Annotated in this window: 11 protein-coding genes; 9 read left to right on the top strand and 2 right to left on the bottom strand. The window is 31.6% G+C overall.

The genetic code is table 11. The features are described 5' to 3' along the window. Nucleotides 1–279 precede the first annotated feature (279 nt). Nucleotides 280–792, bottom strand: a complete 513-nt coding sequence (locus tag BN350_RS12295; RefSeq protein ID WP_028043873.1) for a metallophosphoesterase family protein — start codon at nucleotides 790–792, stop codon at nucleotides 280–282. Nucleotides 793–874: 82 nt separating this feature from the next. On the opposite strand from BN350_RS12295, the gene BN350_RS12290 reads away from it, so the two are divergent. From BN350_RS12290 to BN350_RS12260, 7 genes are all read left to right on the top strand, one after another. After that, the gene (locus BN350_RS12290) at nucleotides 875–1,579 is read left to right on the top strand and encodes an ABC transporter ATP-binding protein (protein WP_028043872.1); all 705 of its coding nucleotides are present in this window, start codon (nucleotides 875–877) and stop codon (nucleotides 1,577–1,579) included. Beyond that, complete coding sequence (locus BN350_RS12285; RefSeq protein ID WP_028043871.1) at nucleotides 1,573–4,626, top strand: ABC transporter permease; 3,054 nt, start codon at nucleotides 1,573–1,575, stop codon at nucleotides 4,624–4,626. Before BN350_RS12290 ends, BN350_RS12285 begins: the two co-directional genes overlap by 7 nt. Nucleotides 4,627–4,872: 246 nt before the next feature. Next, nucleotides 4,873–6,024: an ABC transporter substrate-binding protein gene (locus tag BN350_RS12280; protein WP_028043870.1), complete on the top strand. Its 1,152-nt coding sequence runs from the start codon at nucleotides 4,873–4,875 to the stop codon at nucleotides 6,022–6,024. 57 nt (nucleotides 6,025–6,081) lie between these two features. After that, nucleotides 6,082–6,957 carry a branched-chain amino acid ABC transporter permease gene (locus BN350_RS12275; protein ID WP_028043869.1) on the top strand — a complete coding sequence of 292 codons (876 nt, stop codon included), beginning with the start codon at nucleotides 6,082–6,084 and terminating at the stop codon, nucleotides 6,955–6,957. 9 nt (nucleotides 6,958–6,966) lie between these two features. Beyond that, nucleotides 6,967–7,911, top strand: coding sequence for a branched-chain amino acid ABC transporter permease (locus BN350_RS12270; RefSeq protein ID WP_028043868.1), 945 nt, complete (start codon nucleotides 6,967–6,969; stop codon nucleotides 7,909–7,911). Beyond that, entirely contained in the window at nucleotides 7,908–8,672 is a 765-nt protein-coding gene (locus tag BN350_RS12265; RefSeq protein ID WP_028043867.1) for an ABC transporter ATP-binding protein, read from the top strand. Before BN350_RS12270 ends, BN350_RS12265 begins: the two co-directional genes overlap by 4 nt. 11 nt (nucleotides 8,673–8,683) lie before the next feature. Continuing rightward, nucleotides 8,684–9,385, top strand: coding sequence for an ABC transporter ATP-binding protein (locus tag BN350_RS12260; RefSeq protein ID WP_028043866.1), 702 nt, complete (start codon nucleotides 8,684–8,686; stop codon nucleotides 9,383–9,385). A 14-nt stretch (nucleotides 9,386–9,399) separates the two neighbouring features. Here BN350_RS12260 and BN350_RS12255 read toward each other — a convergent pair whose 3' ends face one another. Beyond that, nucleotides 9,400–9,900, bottom strand: coding sequence for a putative ABC transporter permease (locus BN350_RS12255; RefSeq protein WP_028043865.1), 501 nt, complete (start codon nucleotides 9,898–9,900; stop codon nucleotides 9,400–9,402). A gap of 257 nt (nucleotides 9,901–10,157) precedes the next feature. Here BN350_RS12255 and BN350_RS12250 point away from each other — a divergent pair, with 257 nt between their 5' ends. Then, nucleotides 10,158–11,621, top strand: coding sequence for a C40 family peptidase (locus BN350_RS12250; RefSeq protein WP_028043864.1), 1,464 nt, complete (start codon nucleotides 10,158–10,160; stop codon nucleotides 11,619–11,621). Nucleotides 11,622–11,807: 186 nt separating this feature from the next. Beyond that, nucleotides 11,808–13,301, top strand: coding sequence for a bifunctional ADP-dependent NAD(P)H-hydrate dehydratase/NAD(P)H-hydrate epimerase (locus BN350_RS12245; RefSeq protein WP_028043863.1), 1,494 nt, complete (start codon nucleotides 11,808–11,810; stop codon nucleotides 13,299–13,301). The last annotated feature ends 78 nt before the right edge of the window (nucleotides 13,302–13,379 follow it).

The following is a 13,379-nucleotide window of genomic DNA, read 5'->3' as shown; positions in this document are numbered from 1 at the left end:
GCATTAAATCTCAGAAAGAATTATGGTATTAATGTGCTTGGAATTCGTGATGAAGAGACGCATAAACTTGATTTATCAATTGATCCTCAGTATGTTATTCATATGGATGATCATTTCCTCATGATTGCTGAAACAGATCGTATTGAAAAATTTGATTATTTAGTTGAAAAATAAACATGATAAAAACATCCTTTGAGGATGTTTTTATCATAAATAATTTAAAGTTGTCATTGTTAGGACTAAGATAACTCTTTTCTCATTAGTAAGCAATATCATATGTTATCTATTAGCGTTTTCTACAAAAATTTGTTCTTGTGTTTTGATATCATAGAATTGAAATGTCTGAGTATCTAAATCAAATAAAACATAAGTGTTATGTCGCGGATAACTTCGTCCTAAGGCTAAACTGCCTGGATTAAGGATTGTTAGTCCTTCTTCATGATACACATAAGGAACATGTGTGTGACCAAAACAGATGATATCAGCAGGAGCATCATCCAACAGTGTTTTTAATGAAATAGGGTTATATGCAAATTGATACATATTTCCATGTGTTATGACAAAACGTATTCCAGCAATCTCAAAATTGAGAATACGTGGTAAATCAGCAAAATCATTGTTTCCTTTGCATATGTATAAAGGACAGCCAATATCAAGTTCACCTGGTTCATAACCAATGTATATGTCACCACAATGAATGACTGCTGTTAAAGAATCGAATTGTTGAATAAAATGCTCTAAAACATTTTTAGGCATAAAATGACTATCTGAAATAATTAATATTTGTCTCATAATGAACCTCCGTTATGTTATTTTTATAAAAAATGTGTTACTATTATTATAATAACAAATAATACAAAGGATGGTAAGAAAAATGTGTGCTTTAATTCAATTTAAAAATATTATGAAAAGCTATATAATGGGGGATATCACCATTCATGCTAGTGATGGTGTGAATTTTGAAATAAATAAAGGGGAATTTGTTGTTATTGTAGGCGCTTCTGGAGCTGGAAAGACAACCATTTTAAATTTGTTAGGAGGAATGGATTCACCAACCAGTGGCTCAATATTGGTAGATGGAGAAAATATTGCAGTGTATGATGAAAAGAAATTAACAGAGTATCGCCGCAATGATATTGGTTTTGTGTTTCAATTTTATAATTTGGTTCAGAATTTAACTGCTTTGGAAAATGTTGAACTGGCAACACAAATTTGTCATGATCCACTAGATGCTCGACATGTTTTAGAACGTGTTGGTTTAGAAAGCCGTCTTTCAAACTTTCCTGCCCAATTATCTGGTGGAGAGCAGCAGCGTGTTGCCATTGCACGTGCGATTGCCAAAAATCCAAAATTATTGTTATGTGATGAACCAACGGGCGCATTAGATTATCAAACAGGAAAAGCAATTTTAGGATTATTACGTGAAATGTGTGAAACATATCAAATGACTGTTATTGTCATTACACACAATTCTGCCTTAGCACCAATGGCTGATCGTGTCATTCATTTACGTAATGGAAAGGTTTATGGGGTTGAATTAAATGAACATCCTCAACCAATAGAGGAAATCGAATGGTAAAACAAAAAAAATCTGTCTATTGGAAGAATCTATGGAAGTCTATTTTTAAATCTAAATCTAGATTTCTTTCTATTTTTTCAATTGTATTTCTCGGTGCTGCCTTCTTTGCTGGGTTAAGAAATACACCAGGCACAATGATGAAAACAATGGATGCCTATTTAGATAAGTATAATTTTGCAGATTTGACTTATATGGCAACGTTAGGATTTAGCGAGGATGATATTGCAAAACTTCAAGATATAGATGGTATTGCAAAAATTGATTATGGTTATCAATTTGATGCTTTAACTATGATGAATGATAAATTATCAGGTGTAAAGGTTTATACTACTCAGGCTTTTTCTGAAGATATGGTCAACCGTCCTGATTTAACTGATGGGCAGTTTCCAACACAGAGCGATGAATGTCTTATAGATACAGAGATAGCAAAAAGTGGAACGCATATTGGAGATCAAATTGAAATATCTAATGATCAGGGGAAAAAGACTTTTAATGTTGTTGGAATTGTTAATGATGTAAGATATATTGCAAAAACTGATCGCGGAACAAATACACTTGGTGATGGGACAAATTCTGGCTATATAGAGATATTAAATAAAGATAATAGTTTTTTGGCCATGCCAAAAGAACTCTATGAGCTTCGTGATATAAAAGTTCTTTACAATCAAATATCTGTAACTGTTCAAGGAGCAAAAGATTATAATTTGTTTAGTGAAGAATATGATGATTATATAGAAGATGTGAACACCAAAATCAAAAGTCAGCTTTCTTTGAAAATGAGTGATTTATATGAATCTTTAACTGCTGATGCTCAAAAGAAATTAGATGAGGCTCAAAAAGAATATGATAAAGGGTATAAAGTGTATTCAGATTCTAAGAATACATTTGATACAAAGATATTAGAAGCAAAGATTCAATTGACAAATGCGAAAATTGAATTAGCTAAACAAGAGACTGAATATTTAAAAGCGCAATCACAAGCAAGCAAACAAACGCAAGAAATGGTTGCTACAATGGAAGAAACTTCTAAGGAACTTAAAAAAGACTTAGAGAATTTGAAAAAACAATTGGAAGAAGCAATTCGTAATCCAGCAGATTCTTCTATTCCTGAAATTGATAAAGTTCTTGAAGATTTGAAATCTATCCAAAAAATGCTATCTTCAACATCTTCTGCCATAGCTGGATTCTCACAACTCAACGAAGCAGATTTGATGCTCCAAAAAGCAAAATTAGAAATTCAGCAACAAGAAAATAAATTAACATTAGAAGAATTAAAAACAAGCCATCAATTAGATGAAGCCAAAACGAAATTAGATGATGCTTATTCACAAATTACAGATGCCAAAGAACAAGTTAATCAAATTCCTAAAGGGAAACTCTATACTCTTACAAGGCATGAAAATGCTGGGATTGTGAACTATGATTCAAATGTTGAATCCATCACTTCCATTGCTAATGTCTTTCCACTAATGTTCTTTCTAGTATCAGCTCTTGTATCACTGACAACAATGACAAGAATGGTAGAAGAACAAAGAAGTCAAAGCGGAACATTAAGAGCGTTAGGGTATTCCAAATGGGATGTGATTAAACAATATATTGTTTATGTTATTCTAGCAACATTTATAGCATGTTTGTTAGGTATTGTAGGAGGTACACAGTTCTTTCCTAGAATTATTTATTATTTATACAGTTTAATGCTGTTTCAGGTGAATGCACCTACTTTGATTGCTTCGAGTTATATAATTACATTACAAACCATTTTCATATCTGTCTTTGTCACAATGATTGCAACATTATCTGTTTGTGTCACTGAACTTAATCTTATGCCAGCTGTTTTAATGCGACCTAAGGCACCAAAATTAGGGAAAAGAATAATGTTGGAAAAGATTGCTTTTATTTGGAAACGTCTTTCTTTTAATCAAAAAGTTACGATGCGTAATATTTTTAGATATAAAAAACGTTTCTTTATGTCAATTATTGGAATTGCTGGATGTACAGCTTTAATTATCACTGGTTTTGGAATTAAATATTCTGTATCAGAAGTTATTGATCGGCAATATAAAGATATTCTCAAGTATGATGCGCAAGTGCGCTTAGAAGATGAAATTAGTATTACTGAAGCAAAAAGTTATCAGGAAAATTTATTAAAACGTGATGAAGTCACAAATGTTGAATATGTCTTGAATCAAAGTGTTAACTTATTAAAGAACAAAGAAGATTTATATGCAACAATGGTTGTTTATCAGTCAATGGATAATATTCAAAACTTTGTTAATTTCCATGATATGAAAAACAATAAAAAAATTGCTTTAGATGATGAGGGAATTGTGTTATCAATTAAAACCGCTGAATTATTAGGCATCGATGTTAATGATACAATTGATATTGAAATTGCTGGTACAAAATATAATGTGAAAGTTTCTGGAATTATGGAAAACTATTTTTTGAATTATGTATATATGTCACAATCGCTCTATGAAAATGTCACATCACAGAATTTAAAAATCAATCATGCTTTCCTCAATATGAAAAAATTAGATCAATCATATAAAACAAGTCTAGAAAACTATATGAGTGATCATCAGTATGGTCATTTGTCTTACTTAGATAGTAGTGGTAGTGAATTTGCAAATCAGGTTCAAAGTTTAGACATTGTCATTGTTATACTGATATTATGTGCAGGAGCATTGAATTTTATTGTCCTTTATAATTTAACGAATATTAATATTCAAGAAAGGAAGAGTGAAATAGCAACTATCAAAGTTTTAGGATTTAGACGTAAAGAAGTTTATGATTATATATTTAGAGAAAATATTTTACTGTCTATTATCGGATCTGTTGTAGGAATGTTTTTTGGATTTTTGTTACATCAGTTTATCATTCGTACAGTTGAACTAGACTTAACGATGTTTGTCAGAGAATTAACATTATCTAGTTATTTGATTGCTGTAGTGATGACATTGGGATTTACTTTGTTAATTAATTTTACAATGCGCAATGTATTAAATAAAGTTAATATGGTAGAATCATTAAAGAGTATAGAATAATCAGGGATCCTGATTATTCTTTGTTTTAATGTATAAACATTATAAAAATATAGGGTAAAGATTGTTTGTAATGAAATAATTGTATTTTCTTTATAATAAAATAAATGCTTTTTTATTAAAAAACGAAATATTTTTGTGTTTTTTAGAATATTGGAAAAAGTATGTGAAATTTTTGTTGACTTGTTTGAAATGTTCAGTATAATGATAAATATATTATAAAAATGCGTTAAAAAGGGGAGAGAAAAGATGAATTTTAAGAAAGTGTTATCAACAGTGGCAGTTGCAAGTTTGCTTGTAGGCTGTGGTGGTGGAAATGGTGGTTCTAAAGGTGTAGAACTTAAAGATGGAGATACAATTAAGATTGGATTTGTTGGACCAACATCTGGTGAAACATCAACTTATGGTATTCCTGTAGCCAATTCTATCGAATTAGCAATTGCTGATTATAATGCATCAAAAGATGCAAAGTATAAAGTAGAATTATTAAAAGAAGATTCTGCTGGTGATGCACAACAGGCTACAAGTGCTTATAAGAAATTAGTTGGTGATGGTATTGTTGGTATTGTTGGACCAGTTATTACAGCTGAAGGATTGGCTTTAGGTGAAGCTTCTAAAGCAGATGGAACACCTATTGTTTCTTCAAGTACTTCTGGTGATAGTGTAACTTTAAATAGTGATGGTAGTACAAAGACAAATTATTTTAGAACATGTTCTAATGATTCTATGGGTGGCAAAACAATTGCAGGAGCAATTGGAAAAGGAACAATTAAAGCAACAAAAGTTGCCATTTTAACAAATAGTGATAGTGATTACAGTGGTGGATGTACAGATTCATTTATCAAGCAAGCTAAAGAAGATGGAACACAAATTGTTTTAGAAAAGAAATACCCACAAACACAGAAAGATTTTAAAACTTATATCCAACAAGTTATGAGTTCAGGTGCGGATGCTGTCTTTATTCCTGATTATTATGAAACAATTGCTACAATGGTTAAACAATTTAAAGATGCAGGATTTAAAGGAACATTCTTAGGAACAGATGGTTGGGATGGTGTTTTATCAGTAAAAGATGTTGATAAATCTATTTTCAATGGTGCATATTATACAAATACATTTGATGATCGTGTGGATGCTGTTCAAAATTATGTAAAAGCATATAAAGCAAAATATAACAGTGAAACAAATATGTTTGGTACAATGGCATATGATGCAACTTGGGTGTTGATTAAAGCGGTTGAAGCTGCTGGTACAACTGATCCGGAAAAAGTATGTGCTGCTTTAGAAAAAACAGATTATACTGGTATTACTGGTACATTTAAATTTGATGAACAACACAATCCAACAAAAGAATTGGTTGTTAAAACAATCAAAGATGGAGCTTATACTTATTTAGATTAATGAAGAAAAATAAAGGAGATTTTTCTCCTTTATTTTTTTGAATAGGGAGGTTATATAATGGATTTTTTAACACAAATCATTAATGGTTTAAGTACAGGTGGAATGTATGCGTTAGTTGCAATTGGTTATACAATGGTTTATGGAATTGCCAAAATGATTAATTTTGCTCATGGTGAAATTATTATGGTTGGAGCTTATATTGCTTATTTAGTAACATCTGTATTAGGTATGCCAATGATTGTAAGTGTACTTATTTCTATTGCTGGTTGTGCTCTTTTAGGTGTTGTTACTGAAAAAATTGCGTACAAACCGTTAAGAAACAGCAGTAGCTTAGCAGTCTTGATTACAGCTATTGGTGTCAGTTATTTATTACAAAATTTATTTTTAATTTTATTTGGTTCAGCAGCAAGGACTTTCCCTGCTTATATGCCAAGTGGGTCTTTATCAATTTTTGGAGCCCAAATTACATATGTTTCGTTATTATCGTTATGTTTAACAGGTATTTGTACAGGATTGTTATTATTATTTATTAATAAAACAAAATTAGGAAAAGCAATGCGTGCTGTGAGTGAAGATAAAGGTGCAGCTGAGTTAATGGGTATCAATGTGAATACAACCATTTCAATGACATTTGCAATTGGATCTGGATTGGGGGCAATTGCTGGTATTATCTATGGGATGAGTTATTCTTTGATTAATCCTTATTTAGGGGCAATGCTTGGAATTAAGGCTTTTATTGCAGCAGTTTTAGGTGGAATTGGAAGTGTTCCTGGAGCAATGGTTGGTGGTTTGATTATTGGTGTTGCAGAAGCTTTTACAATTTCTTATATTTCATCAGCTTTTTCAGATGCTGTTGTTTTTGGAATCTTGATTTTCATTTTACTGGTTAAACCTGCTGGTTTATTTGGTAAAAATGTGAGAGAGAAAGTGTAGGTGAGCGATATGAAAAAGAAACAGATACAACAATTTATTCTTTCCTTTGTTATTGCTCTCGTGATATATGGTGCTTTAATGTTTGCAATGAGTGCAGGTATCTTGGATAATTACTGGTCTGGAATCTTGATTATGGCGTGTATTAATGTTGTTTTAGCAACAAGCTTAAATTTAGCAAGTGGTTATTTAGGACAATTAACATTGGGACATGCTGGATTTATGTCTGTTGGTGCTTATGTATCAGCAATATTGAGTATCTATTTTCAAATGCCTTTTATTGTCAGTCTCATTGTAGGTGCTATAGCAGCGTGTATTATTGGGATTTTAATTGGAATTCCAACGTTGCGTTTAAAAGGTGATTATTTATGTATTATTACTTTAGCGTTTAATGAAATTATTCGTGTCATTATGTTAAATTTGAATATTACAAATGGTGCTAAAGGATTGATGGGTATTCCAATGAATACAGATTTCACAACAGGTTTTATGAGTGTTGCTGTGACAATTTATGTGATTTATAGTATTGTAAAATCTCGTCATGGTCGTGCCATTATTTCTATTCGTGAAGATGAAACAGCAAGTGAATTAGCAGGGATTCCAACGGCTTACTATAAAATTCTGGCATTTGCAATTTCAGCATTCTTTGCTGGTTTGGCTGGTGGACTTTATGCACATTATATGGGAATGCTAGTGCCAAAAACATTTGATTACAATAAATCAGTAGAAATTCTTGTTATGGTTGTTTTAGGTGGTTTAGGAAACTTAAAGGGTTCTGTTATTGCAGCTATTGTAATGACTATTTTACCAGAATATTTACGTGCTTTCTCAGAGTATCGTATGCTTTTATATGCAGTTGTTCTGATTGCTGCGATGATTATGAAGGAGAAGAATGTTATGCCCCGTATTAAGGCTAAATTCGCTAAAAAACGACATGAAGAGGTGAGTGAACAATGAGTTTATTGAAAACAGAAGGATTAGGCATTCAATTTGGTGGTTTGAAGGCTGTTGATGAATTTAATTTTGAAATTGATAAGAATCAACTATATGGTTTAATTGGACCTAATGGTGCTGGAAAAACAACTGTCTTTAACTTATTAACAGGTGTATACAAACCGACTAGTGGTCAGATTATGTTTGATGGAAAGTCCTTACTAAAGATGTCACCAACTCAAATTACACAATATGGAATTGCTAGAACATTTCAAAATATTCGTTTATTTAAAGATATGACAGTGTTAGATAATGTTAAAGTGGGGTTGCACCATTCTCAAAATTATTCATTGCTAAGTGCTATTGTTCATACACCAAAATATTTTAAAGGTGAAGAAGCTATGGAAGAAATGGCATTAAGTTTATTACGAGTATTTGATCTTGAACAGTTTGCACATGTAAAAGCAAGTAATTTACCTTATGGTAAACAACGAAAACTAGAAATTGCTAGAGCTCTTGCAACGTCACCTAAATTACTTTTGTTAGATGAACCGGCTGCTGGTATGAATCCTACTGAAACAGCTGAATTAATGGAAACAATTAAAATTGTTAGAGAAAAATTTGCAATTGCTATTTTATTAATTGAACATGATATGAAGTTAGTTATGGGAATTTGTGAAAAAATTGCTGTATTAAATTTTGGTACAGTTTTGGCTTTTGGTACTCCTGAAGAAATAAAAAATAACCCAGATGTTGTTGCAGCATACTTGGGAAATGATGAATAGGAGGGAAAAGAATGTTAAAAGTTGAAAATTTAAATGTACATTATGGTGTTATTCATGCTATTAAAAATGTTTCATTTGATGTCAATGAAGGAGAAATTGTTGCATTGATTGGAGCAAATGGGGCTGGGAAGACATCTATTATGCATGCAATTAGTGGTCTTGTAAAAGCGAGTGGTGGAGTTATTTCGTTTTTAGATGAAAATATTACCAGTTCACCTGCCCATAAGATTATTGCTAAAAAATTAGCACAAGTTCCTGAAGGAAGACGTATTTTTTCACAATTATCTGTGCAGGATAATTTGGAAATGGGGGCTTATTTACGTACAGATAACAAAATTAATGAAGATCTTGATAAAGTTTATAAACGTTTTCCACGTTTGAAAGAAAGAAAAAATCAATTGGCAGGAACTTTATCAGGAGGAGAACAACAGATGTTAGCGATGGGACGGGCTTTGATGTCTAAGCCTAAACTGTTGTTGCTAGATGAACCTTCAATGGGATTATCGCCTATTCTTGTCAATGAAATCTTTTCTATTATCCAAGAAATTAATCGTGAAGATGGAGTGACAGTTCTGTTAGTCGAACAAAATGCTAATAAGGCATTATCAATCGCAAATCGTGCATATGTCTTGGAAACGGGAAATATTACTGTTTCAGGTGATGCGAAAGATGTGGCTGAAAATCCAAAAGTAAGAGAAGCCTATTTAGGATAGAAAAACGGTCTTGATTAATGAATATCAAGACCGTTTATTTTTTGAAACTGAATATGATCAATATAAGCTTTTAATAGAAAACTTAGATAAATTAAGCAAACAATTGCGACTGAATCATTAATGATTTGTAGTGACATAAAAAATGGATGGATATAGTGAATGAAGAGCATACTTAAAAAACACCAAATCATAAAATATAAAAAACAAATGCGTCCCTGAAACTGCAAATGGTGTTTTGAATAATCCCAACAATGAGTATGAAACCATTTTTCAATATAAAGACTTGCAAAATATTCGACCATTGTCATTGCTATACCACCAATTAAAAAACTTAAGAGAAAGGAATCTTTAAGGTATGGATATAAGAGGATGAGAATAAGTGCACCAAATCCATAAAGTGGAATAAATGGACCTTTTAATAATCCTGATGATATCCATTTTCTTTCCAAAATCGATATATAACATGACTCAAGTAGATAACCTAAAAAACAATAAATTGCAAAATATATAATCATAAGACTCTCCTTTTTTGTAATATTTTATGAATGAAAAGGAAAAATATGTCTAAAAAGATAAAAAATTGACAAGAATATGTATAAAGAATAGTAAAAAATATATAAATTCTTTAAAAACGCAAAAAAAGTTTGATAAAAAAACGTTGATTTAATCAATGTAATTTGAATTTCTTAAGAATTTCTTAAGAAAGTTGTGGACTTTTTGTGAACGTTGTTCTATAATTCTAAGTGGGTATATTATTGAAAGGAGGCAACGAATGGATAGTAATATTAAGACGAATTTATTAGAAAATCTGCAAGAACAGATTATTAAGCGTAAAGCGATGTTCATTCCAATGTTATTTGTAACAACATTTGGATTGGTTGGTTATGCTGCTGTTGATAAGGAAGCTCCTGTCATCGGTGCCAACAAAATTGAAGTTCTTTATGGAACGAAACTTGATAAGAGTATGTTTGCTATTTCTGATAATCAAGATTCCCTAGAAGCAATTGATGTTCAAATTAATGATAAGTCATATGATCCTTATCAATTGGGTATATATAACGTCGAAGTAACTGCTACAGATTTATTTTCAAATGTCTCATTGCCAAAGACAGTGCAAGTAGAGGTTGTTGATAAAACAGCTCCTGATTTGAAACCAGTTGGTAAGAGTAATGGATATGTCATTGATGTTCCTGTTAAAGGAAGTAATGATATTACCAAATATGTTCAGGCAACTGATAATGTTGATGGTGATGTTACACCTTTCATTGAGACAAATCAAAAGTTAGATACTTCAAAATTAGGAACTCAAACAATTGAATTAAGTGTTTCTGATACAGTTGGAAATGTCACTAAACAGACATATGAATTCTTCGTATCTGATACACAAGCGCCTAATATAAGTTATAAAAAAGGTTCTACAGTTACTGTAGACTATGGTTCAAAATTTAGTTATTCTGATTATGTTGATATAACTGATAACTTTGATAAAGAAGTTGCATCTATTAAAGTTGATGGAACTGTAAATACAAAGGAAATTGGTTCAACAACATTAAATCTAACTGCAGTTGATTCGTCTGGTAATGAATCAAAAGCAACATTAAAAGTTGATGTTAAAGATATCAGTGCACCAACAATTAACTTATCTAAAACTTCATTAACTATAACAACAGGAAAGAGTTTTAATGCAAAGGGTTATTTGAATAGTGCAATTGATAACAAAGATGGAAATGTCACTTCAAAAGTTAAAATAAGCGATTCAGTAAATACTGATAAAGCTGGTAAGTATTCAGTTAAATATACCGTCACTGATGCTGCTGGTAATACAGCTTCAAAAACTTTGAGTGTCAAAGTAGAAAACCCAATTCCTACAAATGCTGGTGCAGCATCAAGCGCATTAAGTCGTGTAGGTAGTCGTTATGTCAATGGTGGAAGTGGACCAAATGCATTTGACTGTTCTGGTTTAACACAATGGGCTTATAGACAAAATGGTATTTCTATACCAAGAACTGCTGCTGCACAATATAGTGCAACAAGTCGTGTGTCTAAGTCTAGTTTAAAAGCTGGAGATCTTGTATTCTTTAAAGGAACAACAGGAAAAGGTGGAATTACTCACGTTGGTATTTATGTTGGCGGAGGACGTTTCGTTCATGCTGGTACTTCTAGAACTGGTGTAACAACAGCAAACTTAAATAGTTCTTACTGGACTAGTCATTGGGCTGGTGGAGGAAGAAAATAGCAAGCCATAAAACGGATAGAAATCTATCCGTTTTTTTTGTAAACAATGGGTAATCAATGCTTATTAGTACTAAGATGAAAAATAGTAAGATGTTTGTAATGAAAAATACTTTATTTTGAAACTCTATCTTATATCCTTGATTATTTATGTCTACTCAGATTATAATAGACATAAGAAGGTGATAATATGTATATTGGAAGTCAGAAGTTAATGAAAGCATATGATCAATATTTGTTAGATCAGGGATATTCTATTATTGAGTTAGTAGATAAGGCAAGTGATTGTTTATTAAAACATACAACGTCATATGAATATTATAGTTTTTTGTGTGGTCCAGGGAATAATGGGGCTGATGGATTATCGTTGGCATTGAAATTAAAAGCTTTAGGAAAAAAGGTTAATGTATATATTTTTGAAGATCAAAATCATCTTTCTATAGCGAATCGTTACTATTTAGAGCAATGTGATATGGCAAACATATCTCTCACTTTATTAGAAAGTGAGAGAATAGATGATATCATGACTATGATTGTAAAAAGTGATGTTGTGATTGATGCAATGTTTGGTTTTGGTCTAAATAGTTCTCCTAGAGGTATTTATCAAATGGTAATTGATGAACTTAATAGACTTTATGAGCGTGATATTATTGCGATAGATATTCCAACTGGTTTAGATTGTGATAGTGGAAAACCTTATCAAAGTGTTATTTGTGCTACACAGACAATTACATTAACTGCTTTAAAAAATGGTTATTTAAATCCTGATAGTGTGTTTTTTACTGGTAAAGTGATTGTTGAAGAATTGGATATTGAAGATGTCAGTGATGAAGTAGGATTATATTGTTTAGCAGATGAAAAAATTGTACTTCCATTATTAAAAGAAAGAAAATTTGATGGACATAAAGGAACTTATGGACGAGTGGGATTGATTACAGGGTGTTTAGAATACAAGGGTGCTGCTTTGTTAAGTGCAAAGAGTTGCGTTTATAGTGGTAGTGGTATTGTCAGTGTTATAACTCAACAGCAAGTGATTGATGCATTATCAATCTATTGCCCTGAAGCAACGGCTGTAGTAAGACCACCATGTTTTAGAAAAGAAGATTTTTTTAAGTATCAAGCATTACTTATTGGCTGTGGATTAGGACAGAGTATTGATAGTTATCGTTATGTTATTGATGTTTTATCGTTGTCTAAGCAACCTTTAGTGATTGATGCTGATGCTTTAACTATTTTATCTACTAATCTAGATTTGTTGAAAAATCAGGAACGTGATATTATTTTGACACCACATATGGGCGAATTTAAACGTTTATGCGATTTTTGTGATCAAGATGACATCTTATCAATTGCTAAGGATTTCGCTTCACAGCATCATATTATTTTGGTTTTGAAGGGACCATATACAATGATAACAGATGGACATGAGTCTTATCGAATAAAAGCTGGTAATAAAGCTATGGCTAGTGGTGGGATGGGAGATACTTTAGCTGGCATAATTACAAGTTTATTAGGACAAGGATATTTAGGAATTCAAGCAGCAGTGTTAGGAGTTTATATACATGGTTATACTGGTGATCAGCTAGCTAAGAATGCTTATACAGTTATACCATCACAACTTATTGAAGAGATTCCTCATTCAATGGATAAACTGATTAAAAAAAGAGATAACATAAGACACTAAAGGAATGTGAAATTATTCCACGTTCATCGTCACCAATAATCTAGATTCAATCAGTTTCTTGCCTATTGTATAATATTA

This window comes from Candidatus Stoquefichus massiliensis AP9 (assembly GCF_000455285.1).
GTDB classification, from domain to species: domain Bacteria; phylum Bacillota_I; class Bacilli_A; order Erysipelotrichales; family Coprobacillaceae; genus Stoquefichus; species Stoquefichus massiliensis.
This window is presented reverse-complemented; position numbering and strand designations above follow the sequence as displayed.

Bases quoted from the DNA above. Each gene is read 5' to 3' on its own strand.
- BN350_RS12295 (WP_028043873.1), bottom strand. From the start codon at position 792: ATGAGACAAATATTAATTATTTCAGATAGTCATTTTATGCCTAAAAAT.
- BN350_RS12290 (WP_028043872.1), top strand. From the start codon at position 875: ATGTGTGCTTTAATTCAATTTAAAAATATTATGAAAAGCTATATAATG.
- BN350_RS12285 (WP_028043871.1), top strand. From the start codon at position 1,573: ATGGTAAAACAAAAAAAATCTGTCTATTGGAAGAATCTATGGAAGTCT.
- BN350_RS12280 (WP_028043870.1), top strand. From the start codon at position 4,873: ATGAATTTTAAGAAAGTGTTATCAACAGTGGCAGTTGCAAGTTTGCTT.
- BN350_RS12275 (WP_028043869.1), top strand. From the start codon at position 6,082: ATGGATTTTTTAACACAAATCATTAATGGTTTAAGTACAGGTGGAATG.
- BN350_RS12270 (WP_028043868.1), top strand. From the start codon at position 6,967: ATGAAAAAGAAACAGATACAACAATTTATTCTTTCCTTTGTTATTGCT.
- BN350_RS12265 (WP_028043867.1), top strand. From the start codon at position 7,908: ATGAGTTTATTGAAAACAGAAGGATTAGGCATTCAATTTGGTGGTTTG.
- BN350_RS12260 (WP_028043866.1), top strand. From the start codon at position 8,684: ATGTTAAAAGTTGAAAATTTAAATGTACATTATGGTGTTATTCATGCT.
- BN350_RS12255 (WP_028043865.1), bottom strand. From the start codon at position 9,900: ATGATTATATATTTTGCAATTTATTGTTTTTTAGGTTATCTACTTGAG.
- BN350_RS12250 (WP_028043864.1), top strand. From the start codon at position 10,158: ATGGATAGTAATATTAAGACGAATTTATTAGAAAATCTGCAAGAACAG.
- BN350_RS12245 (WP_028043863.1), top strand. From the start codon at position 11,808: ATGTATATTGGAAGTCAGAAGTTAATGAAAGCATATGATCAATATTTG.